Origin of the sequence: Pseudacidovorax intermedius, assembly GCF_001476815.1 — a bacterium.
Lineage (GTDB): Bacteria > Pseudomonadota > Gammaproteobacteria > Burkholderiales > Burkholderiaceae_C > Xenophilus > Xenophilus intermedius_A.
Map to the genome: position 1 here is coordinate 46,755 of NZ_LDSL01000070.1, position 20,718 is coordinate 67,472.

Annotated in this window: 25 protein-coding genes; 17 read left to right on the forward strand and 8 right to left on the reverse strand. The window is 68.4% G+C overall.

Annotation, left to right across the window (positions count from 1 at the left end; all coding sequences use genetic code 11):
* The first annotated feature begins 5 nt into the window (after positions 1-5).
* The 14 genes from NS331_RS12165 to NS331_RS12230 all read left to right on the forward strand — a co-directional run bounded on the left by NS331_RS12165 (position 6) and on the right by NS331_RS12230 (position 12,517).
* Positions 6-419: a gamma-butyrobetaine hydroxylase family protein gene (locus tag NS331_RS12165; protein WP_058642254.1), complete on the forward strand. Its 414-nt coding sequence runs from the start codon at positions 6-8 to the stop codon at positions 417-419.
* Positions 420-509: 90 nt separating this feature from the next.
* Positions 510-1,241, forward strand: a complete 732-nt coding sequence (gene ubiE, locus NS331_RS12170) for a bifunctional demethylmenaquinone methyltransferase/2-methoxy-6-polyprenyl-1,4-benzoquinol methylase UbiE (RefSeq protein ID WP_017761574.1) — start codon at positions 510-512, stop codon at positions 1,239-1,241.
* Positions 1,242-1,367: 126 nt separating this feature from the next.
* Positions 1,368-2,381 carry a Tim44 domain-containing protein gene (locus tag NS331_RS12175; protein WP_058642255.1) on the forward strand — a complete coding sequence of 338 codons (1,014 nt, stop codon included), beginning with the start codon at positions 1,368-1,370 and terminating at the stop codon, positions 2,379-2,381.
* A gap of 69 nt (positions 2,382-2,450) precedes the next feature.
* Positions 2,451-3,005 (forward strand): ubiquinone biosynthesis accessory factor UbiJ, encoded by a 555-nt coding sequence (locus tag NS331_RS12180; RefSeq protein ID WP_058642256.1) that lies wholly within the window; start codon positions 2,451-2,453, stop codon positions 3,003-3,005.
* Complete coding sequence (gene ubiB, locus NS331_RS12185; RefSeq protein WP_058642257.1) at positions 3,002-4,567, forward strand: ubiquinone biosynthesis regulatory protein kinase UbiB; 1,566 nt, start codon at positions 3,002-3,004, stop codon at positions 4,565-4,567. Before NS331_RS12180 ends, ubiB begins: the two co-directional genes overlap by 4 nt.
* Positions 4,568-4,629: 62 nt before the next feature.
* Complete coding sequence (locus NS331_RS12190; RefSeq protein WP_058642258.1) at positions 4,630-6,072, forward strand: high affinity choline transporter 1; 1,443 nt, start codon at positions 4,630-4,632, stop codon at positions 6,070-6,072.
* Between the two features lie 123 nt (positions 6,073-6,195).
* A complete protein-coding gene (locus tag NS331_RS12195) occupies positions 6,196-6,525 on the forward strand; it encodes an FmdB family zinc ribbon protein (protein WP_058642259.1) in 330 nt (109 codons plus the stop codon).
* Between the two features lie 25 nt (positions 6,526-6,550).
* Positions 6,551-7,174, forward strand: a complete 624-nt coding sequence (locus NS331_RS12200; RefSeq protein ID WP_058642260.1) for a DUF502 domain-containing protein — start codon at positions 6,551-6,553, stop codon at positions 7,172-7,174.
* Between the two features lie 46 nt (positions 7,175-7,220).
* A complete protein-coding gene (aspS, locus tag NS331_RS12205) occupies positions 7,221-9,029 on the forward strand; it encodes an aspartate--tRNA ligase (protein ID WP_058642261.1) in 1,809 nt (602 codons plus the stop codon).
* A 67-nt stretch (positions 9,030-9,096) separates the two neighbouring features.
* On the forward strand, positions 9,097-9,573 hold the full coding sequence (gene nudB, locus NS331_RS12210) for a dihydroneopterin triphosphate diphosphatase (protein WP_058642262.1): 477 nt from the start codon (positions 9,097-9,099) through the stop codon (positions 9,571-9,573).
* Positions 9,570-10,361: an endonuclease/exonuclease/phosphatase family protein gene (locus NS331_RS12215; protein WP_082702424.1), complete on the forward strand. Its 792-nt coding sequence runs from the start codon at positions 9,570-9,572 to the stop codon at positions 10,359-10,361. Before nudB ends, NS331_RS12215 begins: the two co-directional genes overlap by 4 nt.
* A 128-nt stretch (positions 10,362-10,489) precedes the next feature.
* Positions 10,490-11,221 carry a GTP cyclohydrolase I gene (folE, locus tag NS331_RS12220; protein ID WP_058642263.1) on the forward strand — a complete coding sequence of 244 codons (732 nt, stop codon included), beginning with the start codon at positions 10,490-10,492 and terminating at the stop codon, positions 11,219-11,221.
* Positions 11,222-11,226: 5 nt separating this feature from the next.
* Entirely contained in the window at positions 11,227-11,649 is a 423-nt protein-coding gene (locus NS331_RS12225) for a BLUF domain-containing protein (RefSeq protein ID WP_058642284.1), read from the forward strand.
* A gap of 22 nt (positions 11,650-11,671) precedes the next feature.
* Positions 11,672-12,517 carry a DUF429 domain-containing protein gene (locus tag NS331_RS12230; RefSeq protein ID WP_058642264.1) on the forward strand — a complete coding sequence of 282 codons (846 nt, stop codon included), beginning with the start codon at positions 11,672-11,674 and terminating at the stop codon, positions 12,515-12,517.
* Between the two features lie 31 nt (positions 12,518-12,548).
* Here NS331_RS12230 and NS331_RS12235 read toward each other — a convergent pair whose 3' ends face one another.
* The 6 genes from NS331_RS12235 to NS331_RS12255 all read right to left on the reverse strand — a co-directional run bounded on the left by NS331_RS12235 (position 12,549) and on the right by NS331_RS12255 (position 16,125).
* Positions 12,549-13,091 (reverse strand): ferritin-like domain-containing protein, encoded by a 543-nt coding sequence (locus NS331_RS12235; RefSeq protein ID WP_058642265.1) that lies wholly within the window; start codon positions 13,089-13,091, stop codon positions 12,549-12,551.
* Positions 13,088-13,561 carry a hypothetical protein gene (locus NS331_RS12240; protein ID WP_058642266.1) on the reverse strand — a complete coding sequence of 158 codons (474 nt, stop codon included), beginning with the start codon at positions 13,559-13,561 and terminating at the stop codon, positions 13,088-13,090. The genes NS331_RS12235 and NS331_RS12240 overlap by 4 nt, the downstream gene beginning before the upstream one ends.
* Positions 13,548-13,934: a hypothetical protein gene (locus tag NS331_RS25515; protein ID WP_082702425.1), complete on the reverse strand. Its 387-nt coding sequence runs from the start codon at positions 13,932-13,934 to the stop codon at positions 13,548-13,550. The genes NS331_RS12240 and NS331_RS25515 overlap by 14 nt, the downstream gene beginning before the upstream one ends.
* A 26-nt stretch (positions 13,935-13,960) precedes the next feature.
* Positions 13,961-14,338, reverse strand: coding sequence for a hypothetical protein (locus tag NS331_RS12250; RefSeq protein WP_058642268.1), 378 nt, complete (start codon positions 14,336-14,338; stop codon positions 13,961-13,963).
* 68 nt (positions 14,339-14,406) lie between these two features.
* Complete coding sequence (locus tag NS331_RS25520; protein ID WP_082702426.1) at positions 14,407-14,571, reverse strand: DUF1328 domain-containing protein; 165 nt, start codon at positions 14,569-14,571, stop codon at positions 14,407-14,409.
* Positions 14,572-14,772: 201 nt separating this feature from the next.
* Positions 14,773-16,125 (reverse strand): CHASE3 domain-containing protein, encoded by a 1,353-nt coding sequence (locus NS331_RS12255; RefSeq protein WP_058642269.1) that lies wholly within the window; start codon positions 16,123-16,125, stop codon positions 14,773-14,775.
* A 101-nt stretch (positions 16,126-16,226) separates the two neighbouring features.
* Here NS331_RS12255 and NS331_RS12260 point away from each other — a divergent pair, with 101 nt between their 5' ends.
* Positions 16,227-16,859 carry a response regulator gene (locus tag NS331_RS12260; RefSeq protein ID WP_017761764.1) on the forward strand — a complete coding sequence of 211 codons (633 nt, stop codon included), beginning with the start codon at positions 16,227-16,229 and terminating at the stop codon, positions 16,857-16,859.
* 89 nt (positions 16,860-16,948) lie between these two features.
* Here the strand turns inward: NS331_RS12260 and NS331_RS12265 are convergent, their stop codons facing one another.
* Complete coding sequence (locus NS331_RS12265; RefSeq protein WP_058642270.1) at positions 16,949-17,347, reverse strand: response regulator transcription factor; 399 nt, start codon at positions 17,345-17,347, stop codon at positions 16,949-16,951.
* Between the two features lie 353 nt (positions 17,348-17,700).
* Here NS331_RS12265 and NS331_RS26675 point away from each other — a divergent pair, with 353 nt between their 5' ends.
* Together NS331_RS26675 and NS331_RS12275 are read left to right on the forward strand one after the other, a co-directional pair.
* Entirely contained in the window at positions 17,701-17,871 is a 171-nt protein-coding gene (locus NS331_RS26675) for a hypothetical protein (protein ID WP_193758094.1), read from the forward strand.
* A 112-nt stretch (positions 17,872-17,983) separates the two neighbouring features.
* Complete coding sequence (locus tag NS331_RS12275; RefSeq protein WP_440589383.1) at positions 17,984-19,945, forward strand: AsmA family protein; 1,962 nt, start codon at positions 17,984-17,986, stop codon at positions 19,943-19,945.
* On the opposite strand, the gene NS331_RS12280 is transcribed toward NS331_RS12275, so the two are convergent.
* On the reverse strand, positions 19,946-20,713 hold the full coding sequence (locus tag NS331_RS12280) for a HesA/MoeB/ThiF family protein (RefSeq protein WP_058642272.1): 768 nt from the start codon (positions 20,711-20,713) through the stop codon (positions 19,946-19,948).
* Positions 20,714-20,718 lie beyond the last annotated feature (5 nt).

A 20,718-nucleotide genomic window follows, 5' to 3' on the forward strand; every position in this document is an offset into this window, starting at 1 on the left:
TCCGCATGGCAGGCTTGACGCCCGGCGCACCGACGCCCGAATCCATCACGCTGCACACGCAATCGCGCGTGCTGGAAGTGGGCTTTTCCGATGGTGCGGTGTTCCGCATTCCCTACGAGCTGCTGCGCATCTGCTCGCCTTCGGCCGAAGTGCGGGGCCATGGCCCCGGCCAGGAGATCCTGCAAACCGGCAAGCGCGAGGTCGAGATCGTCGACCTGCAGCAGGTGGGCCACTATGCCGTGCAGCCGCTCTTCAGCGACGGACACGAGAGCGGCATCTACTCGTGGGACCTGCTCTACGACATCGGCGCGCGCCAGGCCGAGCACTGGGCCGAGTACGAGCGCCGCCTGGCCGAGGCCGGCGCCGACCGCGATGCGCCCATGCCCAGGTCGGGCCCGTCCACCTGCAGTCCTTCCTGAGCGTTCGGCGCTTCGCGCTTTGCGCGAATGTCCGGCGCCTGTCAAGGGTCGTCGGCCGGAAGGCCGGGCGATCCGCCTAACATCGGACCCATGAGTTCCACCCACTTCGGTTTCGAGACCGTCGACGAAAGCGACAAGGCGCGCCGCGTGCGCGGCGTGTTCGATTCCGTGGCCCCGCGCTACGACCTGATGAACGACCTCATGTCCATGGGTCTGCACCGGGCATGGAAGGCGTACACGGTGATGGTCGCGAACGTGCGCGAAGGCTCGAAGGTGCTGGACATCGCCGGCGGCACCGGCGACCTCGCGCTGGCCTTTGCCAAGAAGGTCGGCCGCAGCGGCCAGGTGGTGCACACCGACATCAACGAGGCCATGCTGCGCACCGGCCGCGAGCGTCTGCTCGACGCCGGCGTGGTGCTGCCCACCACGGTCTGCGATGCGGAGAAGCTGCCCTTTCCGGACAACCATTTCGACGTCGTGACCGTGGCCTTCGGCCTGCGCAACATGACGCACAAGGACGCGGCGCTCAAGGAAATGAACCGCGTGCTGCGTCCGCGCGGCAAGCTGCTGGTGCTGGAGTTCTCGCAGGTGGCCCAGCCGCTGCGCAAGGCCTATGACTGGTATTCCTTCAACGTGCTGCCGCGCCTGGGCAAGGCCGTGGCGGGCGACGACGCCAGCTACCGCTACCTGGCCGAATCCATCCGGATGCATCCGGACCAGGAGTCGCTCAAGACCCTCATGAAAGAGGGCGGTTTCGGACATGTGGACTATCACAACATGACGGGGGGCGTGGTCGCCCTGCATGTTGGAATCAAATGCTGAGGGAAGCCCCACCGGCACGGTGACGGGCGACAGGCACAAGGGGAGTAGCGCGCTCGCTATTCACACAACAAGACAAGAACGAGTTGATCTGAAACCGATGTTTCGCATCCGTAAGGAGACAGGACGATGAAACGAAATCTGTGGGCCGTGCTGCTGGTCTGCGCGTCGATGGCCGTGGTGAGCCTCGACGCCGATGCCAAGCGGCTCGGCGGGGGCAAGTCGATGGGGCGGCAGTCCAACAACGTGACGCAGCGCGAGGCTGCGCCGCCGGCCGCGCCGGGCGCCCCGACCCAGAACGCGACCAATGCGGCGCCCGCGGCCAAGCCCGGCACGCCGGCCGCCGCGGCGGCCCCCAAGCGGCCCTGGGCCGGCATCCTCGGCGGCATCGCTGCCGGCCTGGGTCTGGCGTGGCTCGCCAACTCGCTGGGCCTCGGCGCTGCCTTCGGCAACTTCCTGCTGATCGCGTTGCTGGTGCTCGCGGCCGTGGTGATCTGGCGCGTGCTGAGCAACCGCTCGCGCGGTGGCGCCGGCCAGCTGGCCATGCAGGGCGCCGGTGCGGGTGGAACGCCCGACATGCCGCGCAGCTACAGCCCCAGCAACGTGGGCAACGATGCGTCGGCGCGGCCGTGGGAACGGCAGCAGGCCGCCTTCGATGGCTCGGCGGCGGGCAGCACGGGCGGCGCTTCGTCGTCCACGCTGGCGGGCGCTGCGGGTGTGAGCATCGGCTCGGCGCTGCAGGGCGCCCAGGGCTGGGGTGTGCCGGCCGGCTTCGACACGGAAGGCTTCCTGGCCGCGGCCAAGCGCAATTTCGTGACGCTGCAGCATGCCTGGGACCGCGCGGACATTCCGGCGCTGCGTTCGATGATGACCGACAGCATGGTCGAGGAAATCCGCACCCAGCTGGAGGAGCGTGAGCGCAGCTCCGGCGGCCGTCCCAACAAGACGGAAGTGGTGATGCTCGACGCCAAGCTGCTGGGCATCGAGGAGAGCGCCGACATGTACCTGGCGAGCGTGGAGTTCTCCGGCATGATCCGCGAGGACGATTCTGCCGGCCCCAGCCCCTTCCGGGAGGTCTGGAACATGAGCAAGCCGGCGCAGGGCGGCGGCTGGCTCGTGGCCGGGGTGCAGGCGCTCCAATAAGGCGCATCGGCCCGTCGGACGGGCGCGGGTTTCTGCCGTCGCAGCGGCCCGCCACCAGATAATGGGGACATGGTCACACCATCGTCCCCATTTGCTTTTGTGGAATCGCTGTTCGCACGCATCGGCGAGCGCCTGCAGCCGCCCGCCTGGGCCGTCCACGAGGTCCAGCACCGCGCCGTGCTCTTCCTGAACCACGTGCTGCAGCAGGAGCCCGAGGCGCAGGACCGCCTGGCGCGTCAGAAGGGGCGGGTGGTGCTCTTCCGCTGGCGCACGATGCACATGCGCCTTGTCGCCACGCCGGCAGGGCTGCTCGATCTGGCGCCCGATGCGGCCCTGCCCGACCTGACGCTGACCATCGCCGAAACCTCCCCCTTCGCGCTCGCCGGTGCGCAACTGCGCGGCGACAAGCCCAAGGTCGAGATCGAGGGCGACGTTCAGCTCGCCGCCGAGGTCAACTGGCTGGTCGACCATGTGCGCTGGGACGTCGAGGACGACCTGGCCCGGCTGATCGGCGACGCGCCGGCCCATGCCGTGGGCAGCGCCGCCCGCAAGGTGGCGGGCGCGCTGCGCCAGTTCGTGGACCGCGCTGCGCGGCCGCGCGCGTCCGGCGGCAGCGCCGAATGAGGCGCATCGCCCGCGGCTTCTTCATCGTCTGGGTCGCACTGCGCTACGGCCTGGACGAACTCGTCCTCACCAGCTTCCACAACCCGCTGCTGCGCCGGCTGGCGCGCATCCTGACGCTGGGCCGCCGCCTGGAGGCGCCGCGCGGCCAGCGGCTGCGCGAGGCGCTGGAAAGCCTGGGCCCGATCTTCGTCAAGTTCGGCCAGGTGCTGTCCACGCGCCGCGACCTGCTGCCGCCCGACATCGCCGACGAACTGGCCTGGCTGCAGGACCGCGTGCCGCCCTTCGACTCGGCCATCGCGGTGGCCACCATCGAGCGCGCCTTCCGGCGGCCGATCGGCCAGATCTTCGAGCAGTTCGACACCACGCCGGTGGCGAGCGCCTCCATCGCGCAGGTGCATTTCGCCACCCTGCGCCTGGCCGACGGCAGCCTGCGCGAAGTCGCGGTCAAGGTGCTGCGCCCGGGCATGCGCACCGTCATCGACAAGGACCTGGAGCTCATGGCCATGATGGCTGGCTGGGTCGAGGGCCTGTCCGCCGACGGCAAGCGGCTCAAGCCGCGGCAGGTGGTGGCCGAGTTCGACAAGTACCTGCACGACGAGCTCGACCTGGTGCGCGAGGCGGCCAATGCCGCGCAACTGCGCCGCAACATGGCCAAGCTCGACATGCTGCTGATCCCCGAGATGTTCTGGGACTGGTGCCATCCCGAAGTGATGGTGATGGAGCGCATGAAGGGCGTGCCCATCGCCCAGCTCGACCGCATCCGCTCGGCGGGGGTGGACATCAAGAAGCTGGCGCGCGACGGCGTGACCATCTTCTTCACGCAGGTCTTCCGCGACGGCTTCTTCCACGGCGACATGCACCCGGGCAACATCCAGGTGAGCCTGGCGCCGGAGACCTTCGGCCGCTACATCGCGCTGGACTTCGGCATCGTCGGCACGCTCACCGAGTCTGACAAGGAATACCTGGCGCAGAACTTCGCGGCCTTCTTCCGCCGTGACTACAAGCGCGTGGCCGAGCTGCACCTGGAAAGCGGCTGGGTGCCGCCCGGCACGCGCATCGACGAGCTGGAGGCCGCGATCCGCACCGTGTGCGAGCCCTACTTCGACCGGCCGCTGCGGCAGATCTCGCTGGGCATGGTGCTGATGCGCCTGTTCCAGACCTCGCGCCGCTTCCACGTCGAGATCCAGCCGCAGCTGGTGCTGCTGCAGAAGACGCTGCTCAACATCGAAGGCCTGGGCCGCCAGCTCGACCCCGAGCTGGACCTGTGGGCCACCGCCAAGCCCTTCCTGGAGAAGTGGATGGCCGACCAGATCGGCCCGCGCAAGCTGTGGGAGCAGCTGCGCGCCGAAGGCCCGCGCTACGCCAAGCTGCTGCCGCAGCTGCCGCGCCTGCTGCACGACTACCTGGCGCAGCGTCCGGGCGACGACCGCCGCGAGCTGCAGGAGCTGCTGGCGGCCCACAAGCGCACCCACCGGCTGCTGCAGGCCGTGATCTGGGGTGGCACGGGTTTTGTATTGGGCGTGCTGGTCATGCAGGTGCTGCCGCGGCTGCACTGGCTCTGAGCGACTTCCCCCCCTTCGTCTTTCCGGTTCCAACAACAAGCCTTCCTCGAGGAGAACCTGCCGTGCTGCTGTCACTGGTCATCGTCTACCTGCTGGTCACCATCGGCATCGGCCTGTATGCGGCCCGGCGGGTGAAGAACACGACCGACTTCGCGATCGCCGGCCGGCACCTGCCGCTCTTCATGATCGTGACCACCACCTTCGCCACCTGGTTCGGGTCGGAGACGGTGCTGGGCATCCCGGCCAAGTTCATCGAGGGTGGCCTGGGCGGCGTGGTGGAGGACCCCTTCGGCGCCGGCACCTGCCTGATCCTGGTCGGCCTGTTCTTCGCCGGCAAGCTCTACCGCATGACGCTGCTGACCATCAGCGACTACTACCGCGAGCGCTACGGCCGCTTCATCGAGGTGGTGTGCTCGCTGATCATCATGCTGAGCTATCTGGGCTGGGTGTCGGCGCAGGTCACCGCGCTGGGCCTGGTGTTCAACCTGCTGTCCGGCGGCGCGGTGAGCGTGCCCTGGGGCATGGTGATCGGCGTCCTCTCCATCCTGGCGTACACGCTCTTCGGCGGCATGTGGTCGGTGGCGGTCACCGACTTCGTGCAGATGATCATCCTGGTCGCGGGGCTGTCGATCATCGCCGTCTTCGCGGGCAACATGGCCGGCGGCGCCGACAAGGTGATCGACCTCGCGGCCAGCAAGGAGCTCTTCAAGTTCTGGCCGGAGCCGACGTGGCACGACATCGTCTTCTTCATTGCGGCGGCCATCACGATGATGCTGGGCTCCATTCCGCAGCAGGACGTGTTCCAGCGCGTGATGTCGGCCAACAACGTGAAGGCCGCCACGCGCGGCCCGGTCATCGGGGGCGTGGCCTACATCCTCTTCGCGGCCGTGCCCATGTTCCTGGTGGCCAGCGCGCTGATCATCATGCCTGAACAGACCACCGCGCTGCTCAAGGAAGATCCGCAGAAGGTGCTGCCCACGCTGGTGATGGAGAAGATGCCCTTCATCATGCAGGTGTTCTTCTTCGGCGCGCTGCTGTCGGCCATCAAGTCCACGGCCTCGGCGACGCTGCTGGCGCCCAGCGTGACCTTCACCGAGAACATCTGGCGCCAGTTCCGCCCCCAGGGCACGGACCGGGAAAACCTGCGCACCATGCGCATCACCGTGCTGGTGTTCAGCGCGGCCGTGCTGGCCTATGCCATCCGCATGCAGGGCACCTCGATCTACGAACTGGTGTCCGGCGCCTACCAGGTGCCGCTGGTGGGCGCCTTCGTGCCGCTGGTCTTCGGCCTGTACTGGAACCGGGCCACCACGCAGGGCGCGGTGGCGGCGGTGCTGCTGGGCATCGGCGTCTGGCTGGCGGGCCTGGCGCTGCCGTGGGGCCAGGTGTTCCCGGCCCAGCTGGCGGGCGTGCTGGCCTCGGCGGCGGGCATGGTCGTGGGCTCGCTGCTGCCGCAGTGGGTGGCCAACCGGCGCATGCCGCACCGGATGCTGGCCGGCGAGTAAGGCCGCGCAGGTGCCGCCCGGCCGGCCGATGGCTGGGGAAAGCCCGGGGCCGGCGCCTATAATCGCGGGCTTTGCGCGGCGGCCGCCGGTCGCCCGTTTCACGTCTTTCCAGCCCCTTTTCCCATGCCCATCTACGCCTACAAATGCAGCGCCTGCGGCTTCGCCAAGGATGTGCTGCAGAAGATGTCGGATGCGCCGCTCACCGTCTGCCCCTCCTGCGGTGCGGCTTCGTTCAGCAAGCAATTGACCGCCGCCGGCTTCCAGCTCAAGGGCTCGGGCTGGTACGTGACCGATTTCCGCGAAGGCGGCGCCAACACCGGCAAGTCCGGCGGCAACGCGCCGGCACCGGCCCCCGCGAGCGGCGATGCCGCGGCCCCCGCGCCGGCGGCCGCCCCGGCCGCAGCCTCGCCGGCGCCCGCACCGGCCCCGGCGCCCGCCGCCAAGGCCGACTGACCCTCGCCTCGCACGTCGTCGCACCATGCTCGCCCTGCGCAAATGGCTCCTGTCCGGCCTGCTGGTCATCGTGCCCCTGGCCGTGACCCTGGGCGTGCTCAACTGGATCGTCGGCACGCTGGACCAGACGCTCTGGCTGCTGCCCGAGCAGTGGCAGGTCTGGCTGTCCGACCACCGCATCCGTGGGCTGGGCGTGCTGCTCACGCTGGCCATCCTGCTGGTGGTCGGCGCCGTGGCCAGCAACTTCATCGGCAAGCGGCTGCTGGGCTGGGGCGATGCGCTGGTGCGCCGCATTCCGGTGGTGCGCTCCATCTACTCCAGCGTCAAGCAGGTTTCGGACACGCTGTTCTCCGAAAGCGGCAACGCCTTCCGCACCGCGGTGCTGGTGCAGTGGCCGCGCGAGGGCATGTGGACCATCGCCTTCGTCACCGGCGCGCCCGGCGGCGACGTGGTCAACCACCTGCACGGCGACTACCTGGGCGTGTACGTGCCCACCACGCCCAACCCCACGGGCGGCTACTTCGTCATGCTCCGGCGCAGCGACTGCATCGAGCTGAAGATGAGCGTCGACGAGGCGCTGAAGTACATCGTCTCGATGGGCGTGGTGGTGCCGGGCGGCCCTGCCGCACTGCCCACCAGGCAATCCTGACATCACACACAAGAAGGCGTCCCGCGCGGGACGCAGGAAGCAAAGCATGGCCATGCGTTCTCACTACTGCGGTCTCGTGACCGAGGCCCTGATGGGCGAAACCGTCACCCTGTGCGGCTGGGTCAACCGTCGCCGTGACCATGGCGGCGTGATCTTCGTCGACCTGCGCGACCGCGAAGGCTACGTGCAGGTGGTGTGCGACCCCGACCGCGCCACCACCTTCGCCGCGGCCGAAGGCCTGCGCAACGAGTTCTGCGTGCAGGTCAAGGGCCTTGTCCGCGCCCGGCCCGAAGGCACCACCAACGACGGCCTCAAGAGCGGCAAGATCGAGGTGCTGGCCCACGAGCTGAAGGTGCTCAACCCGTCCGTCACGCCGCCCTTCCTGCTGGACGACGACAACCTGTCGGAAACCACGCGCCTGACGCACCGCGTGCTCGACCTGCGTCGCCCAGCGATGCAGAAGAACATGATGACGCGCTACAAGGTGACGATGGAGGCGCGCAAGTTCCTCGACGCCAACGGCTTCATCGACATCGAGACGCCGATGCTCGGCAAGTCCACGCCCGAAGGCGCGCGCGACTACCTGGTGCCCAGCCGCGTGCACGACGGCGCCTTCTATGCACTGCCGCAGTCGCCCCAGCTCTACAAGCAGATGCTGATGGTGTCGGGCTACGACCGCTACTACCAGATCGTCAAGTGCTTCCGCGACGAGGACCTGCGCGCCGATCGCCAGCCCGAGTTCACGCAGATCGACATCGAGACCTCCTTCCTCACCGAGGACGAGATCCGCGACATGTTCGAAGGCATGATCCGCAACGTCTTTCGCAACGTGGCCGACATCGACCTGGGTGTGTTCCCGGTCATGAGCTACGGCGACGCGATGTTCAAGTACGGCTCCGACAAGCCCGACCTGCGCGTCAAGCTCGAGTTCACCGAGCTGACCGAGGTGATGAAGCGGGTGGAGTTCAAGGTCTTCTCCGGCGCCGCCAACATGGTGGGCGGCCGCGTGGTGGCCCTGCGCGTGCCAGGCGGCGGCGCGGCCGAGGGCGGCCTGTCGCGCGGCGACATCGACGGCTACACCGAGTTCGTCAAGATCTACGGCGCCAAGGGCCTGGCCTACATCAAGGTCAACGACTGGTCGCTGGGCCGCGAGGGCCTGCAGAGCCCCATCGTGAAGAACCTGGACGACAACGCCCTGGGCGAGATCATCGCCCGCACCGGCGCGCGCAACGGCGACCTGATCTTCTTCGGCGCCGACAAGGAGAAGGTGGTCAACGACGCCATCGGCGCGCTGCGCGTGAAGATCGGCCACAGCCCCTTCGGCCGCAAGAACGGCCTGTTCGAGGACCGCTGGGCGCCGCTGTGGGTGGTGGACTTCCCGATGTTCGAGTTCGACGAGGACAACCAGCGCTGGAGCGCGGTGCACCATCCGTTCACCAGCCCCAAGGACGGCCACGAGGACCTGATGGACACGGCGCCCGAGAAGTGCCTGGCCAAGGCCTACGACATGGTGCTCAACGGCATCGAGATGGGTGGCGGCTCGGTGCGTATCCACCGCGAGGAAGTGCAGAGCAAGGTGTTCCGCGCCCTCAAGATCTCGGCCGAGGATGCGCAGCTCAAGTTCGGCTACCTGCTGGACGCGCTGCAGTACGGCGCGCCCCCGCACGGCGGCATCGCCATCGGCCTGGACCGCTTGGTCATGCTCATGACCGGCGCCGAGTCGATCCGCGACGTGATCGCCTTCCCCAAGACGCAACGCGCGCAGGACCTGCTCACGCAGGCGCCCAGCGCCGTCGACGAGAAGCAGCTGCGCGAGCTGCACATCCGCCTGCGCAACCCGCAGCCGGCCGCCTGAGTCCCGGCCCGGCTGCCGTGGCCCGTCGAAGGGGACCGCGGCAGGCGGGCACACCGGTCGGCACACCATGGCCACGGACGAACCGCCGCCGGCCTTCAAGATCCCGCAGTCGGTGCTGGTGGTGATCCACACGCCGGCGCTGGAGGTGCTGCTCATCCGCCGCGCCGGCATCGCGCCTGCCTTCTGGCAGTCGGTCACCGGCAGCAAGGACTGGCCCGAGGAAAGCTGGGCCGCCACGGCCGTGCGCGAGGTGGCCGAGGAAACCGGCATCCATTGCGGCCCCGGCACGCCGCTGTCGCTGCAGGACTGGGGCCTGGAAAACGTCTACGACATCTACCCGCGCTGGCTGCACCGCTATGCGCCGGGCGTGACCCGCAACACCGAGCACCTGTTCGGCCTGTGCCTGCCCGCACCCATCACGCCCGTGCTCGCGCCGCGCGAGCACGACGCCTGGCAGTGGCTGCCCTGGCGCGAAGCGGCCGACGCCTGCTTTTCCCCTTCGAACGCGGAAGCCATCCTGCTGCTGCCACAATTTCGCGCATGACTGCTGCTGCGCATGCCACGAGCGAATCCGGGCAGCCCGAGAGCGCGTTCGGCGCCCTGTCGACGCTGCGGGTGGCCACCTACAACATCCACAAGGGCGTGCAGGGCGTGGGGCCGGCCAGGCGGCTGGAGATCCACAACCTCGGCCATGCCGTCGAGCAGCTCGATGCCGACCTGGTGTGCCTGCAGGAGGTGCGCAAGCTCAACCGCCAGGGCGAGCGCCGCTTCGCCCGCTGGCCGCTGCAGCCGCAGGCCGACTTCCTCTGCCCCGAAGGCTATCGCGCGGTCTACGAAACCAATGCCTACACCCGGCACGGCGAGCACGGCAATGCGCTGCTCACGCGCTGGCCGGTGGTGCGCCATGGCCACGAGGACATGTCCGACCACCGCTTCGAGCAGCGCGGCCTGCTGCACGTGGAGGTGACCGTGGCCGGCCAGCCGGTGCATGCCATCGTCGTGCACCTGGGCCTGATCCGCGGCAGCCGCGTGCGCCAGGTGGCGCAGCTGCACCGCTACATCGAGCGCGAGGTGCCGCCCGGCGAACCGCTGGTGGTGGCCGGCGACTTCAACGACTGGGGCGCGCGCATGCGCCCGGCGATGAACGACGTGGGCCTGGTCGACCTCGTGATGCCGCGCTGCGCCACCTATCCCTCACGGCTGCCGCTGGCGCAGCTGGACTTCATCTACGGCCGCGGACTGCGCCCGGTGGCGCTGTCGGTGCCGCGCGGACGCATCTGGTCGCGCATGTCGGACCACCTGCCGCTGGTGGCCGAGTTCGCGCTCGACTGAGCTTGCAGGACCGGCGTGCGGCTTGACGCGCGCCGCACGGCACCCGGATCACAGCGGCCTGTGCCCGGACGTGGGATTGGGCGCCGCATGCCCGTGATGAAAAAACCCTGCTGTTACGATTCCGCCCCATGTTGATCCCCGCCCAGCCCGAGGACCGTCCCGCCGTTGCGGCGAGCGACGAGGGCACGCCCGTCTCCGTCAAGATCCGCGAGCGCCTGAAGGCCGCGCGCCATCGCTTCCACGCCAACGACAACATCGCCGAGTTCATCGAGCCCGGCGAACTGGAGGCGCTGCTCGACGAGGTCGAGGTCAAGATGCGCGACGTGCTGCAGAGCCTGGTGATCGACATCGACAGCGACCACAACACGGGCAACACGGCGCGCCGCGTGGCCAAGATGTACCTCAACGAGGTCTTCCGCGGCCGCTACGTGCACGGCCCCAACCTCACCGAATTCCCCAATGCCGAGCGGCTGAACGAGCTGATGATCGTCGGGCCGATCACGGTGCGCAGCGCCTGCTCCCACCATTTCTGTCCCATCATGGGCAAGCTGTGGATCGGCGTGATGCCCAACGAGCACACCAACGTCATCGGCCTGTCCAAGTACGCGCGCCTAGCCGAATGGGTGATGGGCCGGCCGCAGATCCAGGAAGAGGCCGTGGTCCAGCTGGCCGACCTGATCCAGGAGAAGACCCAGCCCGACGGCCTGGCCCTGGTGATGGAGGCCGAGCATTTCTGCATGCAGTGGCGCGGCGTGAAGGAGACGGACAGCAAGATGATCAATTCGGTCATGCGCGGCGTCTTCCTCAAGGACCCGAACCTGCGCCGCGAATTCCTGTCGCTGCTTCCACGCAAAGGGTGAATGCCATGCTCGTGCGCCTTCTCTACGCAAGCCGTGCCGTCGACGTGTCGCCCGCGGCGCTCGAGAGCATCCTGTCGACCGGACGCTCGCACAACACGGGCTCGGGCATCACCGGCATCCTCTGCTACGGCGGCGGCATGTTCCTGCAGGCGCTGGAAGGCGGCCGCATGGCCGTCAACAACCTGTACGGTCACATCCTGCGCGATCCGCGCCACAAGGACGTGGTGCTGCTGCACTACGAGGAAATCCTGGAGCGCCGCTTCGGTGGCTGGACCATGGGCCAGGTCAACCTCAACAAGCTCAACGCCACCACGGTGCTGAAGTATTCCGAGCGGCCGGAGCTGGATCCCTATGCCGTCTCGGGCAAGGTGTCGCTGGCCCTGCTCGAAGAGCTGATGGCCACGGCCGCCATCGTCGGCCGCAGTTGATCGGCGCCGGCCGCTGCCTGCCATGAGCGGTCCCGGGCCTGCCCGCCCGCGGCTGCTGGGCTGCGACTTTTCCAGCACACCCAGCCGGCGCAAGCCCATCGTCCTGGCCTGGGGCCGATGCGAGGGCAACACGGTGATGCTCGAGGCGCTCGAACGCTTTCCCACGTTGTCCGCCTGGACCGGTCGCCTTGCGCAGGTGCCGGCCTGGATCGGCGGCTTCGACTTTCCCTTCGGACTGCCGCGCGAGTTCGTCATCGCCCAGGGCTGGCCGCTGGACTGGGCCGGCTGCATGGCCACCTACACCGCCCTGGGCCGCGCCGAACTGCGCGAGCGCTTCGTCGCCTTCTGCGCGGCGCGGCCCGTGGGCGGCAAGTTCGCGCACCGCGCGGCCGATCGGCCCGCCGGCTCCTCGCCTTCGATGAAATGGGTCAATCCGCCGGTGGCCTGGATGATGCACGCCGGGGTGCCGGGGCTGCTGGCCGCCGGCGCATGGCTGCCGGGTCAGGGCGGCGTGGTCGGCGCGCCGCGTGTGGCGCTGGAGGCTTATCCCGGCCTGGTGGCGCGCGACCTGCTGGGCGCGCGCAGCTACAAGAGCGACGAACGCGCCAAGCAGACGCCGCAGCGGCAGGCGGCGCGCGTCGAACTTCTGCATCGTCTCGGCGCCGGCGAAGGTCGGCTCGGCCTGCGCCTGCAGGCTCCGGATGCGTTGGGCCAAGTCTTCGTCGACGACGCCAGCGGCGACGCACTGGACGCGGCGCTGTGCCTGATGCTCGCGGCCTGGGGCGAGGCGCGCGCCGAAAGCGAAGGGCCGGGATTTGGACTCCCGGCCCGGATGGATCCGCTCGAAGGCTGGATCGTCGGCGCCTGAGCGGCGCCCTGCTTGGCTGGCGGCGGGTGGCTTACTTGCCCATCCAGTCGCTCAGCTCGTCGGCATGCTCTTCCTCGTCCGCGAGGATTTCCTCCAGCATGCGGCGGGTGGTCGGGTCCTTGTCGCCGATCAGCGCGACCATCTGGCGATAGCTTTCGACGGCGATGCGCTCGGCCTTCAGGTTGGCGCGCACCATGGCCTGCAGGTCCTTGGACTCATCGTAGTCGGCGTGGCTGCGCTTCGACAGGCTGTCCGGCTGGAAGTTGGGCTCACCGCCCAGCTGGACGATGCGCTCGGCGATGCGGTCGGCGTGGGCCGATTCCTCGTTGGCATGCACCAGGAACTCGTCCGCGATGGCCGGCGATTCCACGCCCTTGGCGGTGAAGTAGTGGCGCTTGTAGCGCAGCACGCAGACCAGTTCAGTGGCCAGTGCGTCGTTGAGCAGCTTGACGATGTCGTCGCGCCACGGGCCGTAACTCGGGGTCACGGCGCCGTCGTCCAGGCTCTTGGCGGCAGCGTCGATCGCGCCCTGGTCGAGTTCCAGCCGCTGGCGGGCAGCGAGTGTGTCGTTCATGGGATTTCCTTTCGTGGGGATGGTTCTGAGCGAGAGGCAGTCAGCGTGGTGATCAAGTCCGCCACGTCCGAGGTGCGCAGGAGCAGGGCCAGCAATGCGGTACCCGACAGCAGCCGCCACGGCCGAGTCAGGGCCAGCAGCGAACCTGCTGCCGCCGCGCCGGCCATCAGCTTGGCGGGATGTCGGCTCGCATAGCCCTGGATGAGGGGATGCGCCAGCTGTCCGGCTGCGTGCAGCGGATGGCGTTGCCACCAGCGGCGCGCCATGTTGCGGCCCATGTCGAGCCAGGGCAGGCTACGAAGCACCGACTTGCCCCGGGACGTTGTGGCAGCCTTGGCCGCCGGTGCGCCCGCGCGGCGAGGCGGCGGGGCGGGGGGCGCCAATGCCTCCAGCAAGGCCAGCCGCGACTGGGCCAGCCGCTGCTCGGGCGTCAGCGGCACGTCGGCCTGCAGGCTGTCATCGATCTGCATGGCTGCTTTCGGAGAGGGCTTGAACCAGTTCGAGATCCTCGGCGGCTTGCGCCTTCAATCCCGAGAAAAGAGGCAACTGCGGCGGCCGCATGGCGAGCACCGCGCCAATGACGGCCACCAGCACGCCGACGGCGGGCACGATGAGCAGCACCCATTCGAAACGGCCGTGGAGCACGCCGAGCATGACGGCCACACCACCCCAGCCGAGGGCGAAGATCGCACCCAGAAGTGCCACGACCGCGCCGATCAGCCGCACGACGACGGACCGGCCGGCCTCGGCCACTTCGACGCGTGCGAGGGCCGCATAATTGAGCAGGTGGCGCCCGACCAGCGCCGGATGTCGGAGCGCCGCTGAGAATGCAGGATGAATCATGGGCTCGTGCGGCGCCTCGCCAACGATCAGTAGTCGTCGCTGCTGCGGCGGCTGGCCAGCACGATCAGTGCGGTGATGGCGGCGCCGGCGGCGGCGGCAATCAGCACCGAGCGCACGGGCTGGTCGGCGATGTAGCGGGTGGTGACGTTGGCCGCCTCGCCGAAGCGCTCCTGCGCACGGCTGGTGGTCTTGGACGCGGCCTCCAGGCCGCGCTGCACGGCCTGCTGCACGCGCGAGGCGATCTGTTCCACCGCCGGCTCGACTTCACCGCGCAGATTACGCACCTTCTGGCCAGTCGCGTCGACGGCGTTCTTGGCGTAGTTGCGGGTGCTGTCCGCGGCGTCCTGGGCCGCGCCGCGCAGTTCGTCGGCGAGTTGGGAAGCGGTCTTGGCAGTCGAGTTCATGTGCATGTCCTTGTCGAAAGAAAGAAACGGTGCGCCTGCCGTAGCGGGCGCCAAAAGATGCTAGCGCGTCAACGACGGCGCAACAGGCCCGCGACGAAACTGGCAATCGTCAGGATGGCAAAAATCACGAACAGCAGCTTCGCGATGCCCACCGCGCCAGCAGCAATGCCGCCGAACCCGAACAGGGCGGCCACCAGGGCGATGACCAGGAAGACAACGGTGTAGTGAAGCATGACGGGCTCCTTTCGCATCGATGGCCGGACTGCCGCGGCAAGGTGCCTCTGGCGCGTCGACGCATCTGGTTTTGTCGATGGCGAAAGCTTAGGAGCGCGGGCCTCCCGGGCCCTGTCAGCAGTCGGGTCCGGGGGGCGTAGGAAAGGGGCGACTGGCCGCGCCGTCGATGCGGCGGCGCCTGCTGCACGGGCGGCGAGCGCTCAGTGCTTGGGCATCACTGCACGCAGGCGCGTGCCCCGCCCGACGCCGCTTTCCACCGACAGCTTGCCGCCGGCGGCCTGCACGCGATGGCGCATGCCGGCCAGGCCGTGGCTGGCGCGGGTGGCCTGCTGCTGCGTGTCGAAGCCGGCGCCGTTGTCGCTCACCTCGACCTCGACGTGGTTGTCGTAGTCCTTGAGCACGATCGTCGCTTCGGCGGCCTGGGCGTACTTCCCGATGTTGGTCAGGCCTTCCTGCACCATGCGGTAGATGGTCAGCTGCCGGGCCTCGTCCAGGTCCACGGGCTCCAGTGCCATTTCCACCTGCACGCCCGAGCGTTCGGCGAATTCCCGGCCCAGGATTTCCAGCGAGGCCACGAGGCCGAGGTTGGACAGCGACGACGGGCGCAGGTCCTCGATGATCCGGCGCTTGAGCGCGATGCCCGAGTTGAGCAGCTCGGTCAGGTGCGCCAGGCGCTGCACCGCCTCCGGTGAATCGCCCAGGCGCGACTTCAGCCGCGCGACGTCCAGCTTGGCCGCCGTCAGCAGCGCGCCGAGTTCGTCGTGCAGTTCGCGGGCCAGGTAGCCGCGCTCGGTTTCCCGCACTTCCTGCAGGTGGGTGGCCAGCTCCGCGAGCGAGGCCGTGCGGTCGCGCACCTCCAGCTCGAGCGAATTGCGCTCGCGCTGCAAGGCCTGCTGCTGGCGCTCGTTGGCGCGCTGCAGGGCCGAGGTCTGGCGCAGGTACAGCACGAAGGCCAGCAGGGCCACGAGCACGATGAGCCCGATGCCCACCCGCGCCAGGCCCAGCGCCTGCGCGATCTGGGTGCGGCCGTCTTCCACCGACCGGGTGCTGAGCGCGAGCAACGCGTCGGCCTCCTCGCGGATGCCCTTCATTTCTTCCCGGCCCACGTCCGTGCTGAGCACGAAGCGCGAGGCATCGGCATTGCCGCTGTTGAGCATGCGCACGCTCATTTCCATCTCCGCCAGCTTGCGCGACAGATGATTGGAGAGGGCCTGCAGGTGCGCGTATTCGACGGGCCGGTCGGCGTACAGGGTACGCAGCCGGCTCATCTGCGCAGGCAGTTCCGCCACCGCCCGGTCATAGGGCTCGCGGTAGCGGGGGTCGCCGGTCAGCATGAAGCCGCGGGTGCCGGTCTCGGCGTCGAGGATGTGCCGCACCAGCAGATGGATCGACAGGCGTGCGTCCTGTGCCTGGCCGATTTCCTGGAGGGCGCGGTTCGAGCGGTGGTAGCCGGACTCATTGAACGCGACCAGGGCTACGGCGGCCAGAATGGCAAGGCTCAGACTCAAAGCCTTCCGCTTGTAAGCCAACAGCGACAGCTTGTGTTTCAGCATGCGTGGAAGGGGCTTCAGGGGGTCATTTATTGAATAATGCTCTGCAACTAACCTGTGTTGGCAAAGGTTAAGGGTCCCCTGAGACTCGACAAAGGCAACAAATGATCAAGATTGGCATTGTGGACGACCATGCGATCGTCCGGTCCGGACTGAAGCAGTTTTTCTCCGAGCATGTGGATTTGCGCGTGGTGGGAGAAGCCGCGACCGGCCGTGAAGCGATTGAACTGGTGAGGACCACCGAACTGGACGTGCTGGTCATGGATCTCTCCATGCCCGGCCAGAGCGGCATCGACGCGCTGGCGATGATCCGCGCCAAGGCGCCGGACGTCGGCATTCTGATCCTCAGCGGCTACCCCGAGGAGCACTATGCGATGAACCTCATACGGCAGGGTGCGAGCGGCTACCTCAACAAGGATTGCGATCCGATGGAGATCGTCAACGCGATCCGTACCATCTCCCTGGGTCGCCGCTACATCACCCCGGCCGTGGCCGAATTGCTGGCGCGCCAGCTGGACCGCAAGGACGACGCCGCGCCGCACGAGCAACTCTCCGAGCGCGAGTTCCAGGTGTTCCTGAAGCTGGCCAAGGGCGAGACGGCCGGCGAGATCGCCAAGACGCTGTCGCTGTCGGTCAAGACCGTGAGCACCTACCGCACGCGCCTGATGGAGAAGATGAACCTCTCGTCCAACAGCGACCTCACCTACTACGCGCTGAAGAACAAGCTGATCGATTGATCGGCAGCGGCCCTGGCTGCCGCTTCCGGTGCTCCACAGCGAAAAGCGCCCGGGATCGCCGGGCGCTTTTCATTTTTGGGGCGTGAAGGTCAGTGCGTGGCCGACGACCTCAGCTGCGACTGGGCCAGGCAATAGTCGACCAGCGCGTCGATCTCGTTGGACTTGTCGAAGACCGCATCCACGCCCAGCTGCGCGCAGCGGCGGCGGATGTCGGGCGTCGCGTAATTGCTCAGCACCACCACCTTCTGCTGCGGCCGGCGCTCACGGCAGGCGTTCAGCACGCCCAGGCCGCTGCCTTCCTTGAGAAACAGGTCGACGATGGCGAGTTGCCAGTCGCTGCGGTTGTGGCGCAGCCATTCACGGGCGTCGTTCTCGGTCTCGGCGAAGCCCACCGCGTTGACAGGCGTGAGTTCTTCCAGGGTACCCACGAGGTTCTCGCGGATGGTGACGTTGTCTTCGACGATGTAAGTGTTGAGTCTGCCGCTCATGGTGTGCGTTGCCAGTGCCCGTGCGCCTTTTCACCTTGATGGTGGGGGCGCGCATCGCACGAGGCGGAGTGCTTGAACTGGAAGGCATCGTAGGGAGCGGACAGGGGCCGCGGCTGCAATCAAGTCCGTCCTGTTGGTGTAGGAGCCCACCGATGGTGCCGCCGTAGGTTCCGGCGCACAGGCCCTGCGGCGCGTGGCCGACCCACGATTCCCGGCGCGCCAACTAGGCTCACTGCCATCGTTCAACACGCTCGTCAGCGGCCACTGCGGACTTTCGGGTCCACGGCTTTCTGGGTCTCTGCCGGCTTTCCTTTCCTGCATCCATGCGCATGAAGGCATCCGAGAGGTTCAACATGAAGGGCATCGTGGGTTTCATCCTCGCAGGCGGTCTGGCCGTCCTGGCTGCACTGGTGGTGGTCTGGGGCGAGCCCGGGTCGGCTGAACTGCATCTGGTCAATGCGGTGACCGCAGACACCGGCAGCGCCAAGGGCGGCAGTTGGCTCAGCTTCTTCGTCGGGCCTTGAGCACCATCGCAGTCCCGGCATGAGTACGGCTTCATCCTCTGCGCCTGGTCATCAAGGGCCCGGGCTACCGCGCTGGGCGCGGTGGGCACGCAACGTCGTCATCGCACTCGCCGTGCTCATCGTGGCGCTGGTGCTGCTGGCCATCTTTTTTCCGTGGGACATGCTGCGCGGTCCGATCAACCGCTACGTCAGCGAGCAGACGGGCCGGCGTTTCGAGATCACCCGCCGCCTGGACGTGAAGCCGGGTTTCCGCACGGCCAGCATCACGCTGGACGGCATTGAGTTCGCCAACCCTTCCTGGGCGCGCGAGCCGCTGCTTGTCGGGGCGGAGCGGGCCGAGATCGACCTGCGCCTGTGGCCGCTGCTGCGCAAGGAAGTCGTTATTCCGCGGCTGGTGTTCAACAAGCCGCGCATCGGCCTGCAGATGGAGGAAGACGGGCGCAAGACCTGGGCCCTCGGCAAGACCGACAAGGGCGAATCCGGAGGCGGTACCACGCCGAAGATCGGGCTGCTGCAGGTCGACGGCGGGCATCTGGACTTTCTGGCCGAGCACCAGGGGGTGGACGTGCGCGTCGACTTCGCCTTCGATCCGCAGAAGGGCGACATGCCGTTGTCGTACAACATGAAAGGCAGCTACCAGCGCCAGGCGCTGTCGGCGGATGGCAGCACGGGCAACGTGCTGCTGCTCACGCAGGCCGGTCTGCCGCCCTTTCCTTTCGAGATCCATGCCAATGCCGGCGCCACGCGTCTGGATGCCGTCGGCACCATGGCTGCGCTGACGGAGCTGGATGGCGTCGATGCCAAGGTCAAGCTGCGCGGGCGCAATCTTGGCGACCTGTATCGCCTGATCGGCGTGGCCTTGCCCGACACCTCGCCCTATCGCGTCGAGGGCCGCCTGCTCAAGAACGGCAAGACCTGGGAGGCCAAGGAGCTGGCCGGCAAGCTGGGTCTGTCCGACATCGGCGGTGAACTGGCTTTTGCGCAGGGCGCCGAGCGGCCGAAACTCACCGGCAGCCTGGCGTCCAAGGTCATGGACATGGACGATCTGGGTCCGCTGATCGGCCTTCCCCCCACCGAGCGCTCGGCCAAGGCGGTGGAAGGCGTGCAGGCCCAGACCACCCTGGAACAGTCCAGGCGCAGCCGGGGCGACGTGCGTGTGCTGCCGACCGCGCCGCTGGACTTCGAGCGCCTGCGGGCCATGGATGCGGACGTGCGCTACAGCGCGCAGAGCATCCGCAACGTGCGCGAGATTCCGCTGCAGCGCGGCAGCGTCCAGGTGGTGCTCGACAACGGCGTGCTGGAACTCAAGCCGCTGGACCTCGGCGTGGCCGGCGGCAGCATCCAGGGAGCCGTGCGCATCGACGGCTCGAAGCAGCCGGCCGACATCCGCATGGCGGTGGACATCCGCGCCCTGCAGCTCAACCAGCTCATTCCCAAGATCGAATCCACCAAGAGCAGCCTCGGCCGGCTCGACGGCCGCATCAACCTGGCTGGACAGGGCACGTCGGTGGCCAACTGGCTGGGCGCCGCGTCGGGCGACGTGGCCGCCATGACCGGCCGGGGCCAGTTCAGCAACCTGTTGCTGGAGGTGGCGGGGCTCGACGGCGGCGAGGTGCTGGAATTCCTGCTGCGCGGCGACAAGAACGTGCGCATGCGCTGTGCAGCGCTGGCCTTCGACGTCAACAAGGGTGTGATGACCGGCCGGACGCTGCTCTTCGACACCGACGACACGCTGTTCACCGCCACCGGGCAGGCCAGCCTCAAGGACGAGACGCTGGACTTCGTGATCCGCCCCCAGCCCAAGGACAAGAGCATCCTGAGCCTGCGCACGCCGCTGCTCGTCCGTGGCCACTTCGGCGATCCCAAGCCGGGCGTGGAGGCCGGTCCGCTGATCGCCCGCGGCGCGGCGGCCCTGGCGCTCGGCGCCATCAACCCGCTGCTTGCCCTGGCCGCCACCGTTGAGACCGGGCCGGGCCAGGATGCCGACTGCGCCGGCGCCCTCGCGGAAGCGCGGACACCGCAATCGCCCGCCGCCGCGCAGGCGGCCCAGCGCGCGCAGGCCGTCAAGCGCTGATCAATCGGTGCCGCTGCGGTGCAGGCCGCCGCAGACGGGGCAGGCCGGGTCGCGGCGCACCTGCAGCGTGTCGAAGCGGCTCTGGCGGCCGTCGAACATGAGCAGCCGGCCGGTCAGCGTGCCGCCGATGCCGGCGATCAGCTTGAGGGCCTCGTGGGCCTGGAGTGTGCCCAGGGTGCCGACGACCGGCGCGAACACGCCCATCACGGCGCAGAGGGTTTCCTCGAACTCGGCGTCCGGTGGGAACAGGCAGGCATAGCAGGGACCCTCGGCCGAGCGGCTGTCGTAGACCGACAGCTGGCCGTCGAAGCGGATCGCCGCGCCGGCCACCAGCGGCCGCCGGTGGGCGACACAGGCTGCATTCACGCGGTGGCGCGTCCGAAAGTTGTCGCTGCAGTCCAGCACCACGTCGGCCTGCGGCACCAGCTCGGCCAGCAGGGCGTCGTCGGCGCGCGCCCGGCGTGCGGCGACCTGGATTTCCGGATTGAGCGCCTGCATGGCGTGCGCCGCTGACTCGACCTTGGCCTGGCCCACGCGGTCCATCGCGTGCGCGATCTGCCGCTGCAGGTTGGTCAGGTCGACCACGTCGTCGTCCACCAGCGTGATGCGGCCCACGCCGGCCGCGGCCAGGTAGAGCACGGCTGGCGAGCCCAGGCCGCCGGCGCCGATCACCAGCGCATGGGCCGCCGACACCCGCGCCTGGCCGTCGATGCCGAATTCTTCCAGCAGGATGTGGCGCGAATAGCGCAGCAGGGCTTGGTCGTCCATGGTGA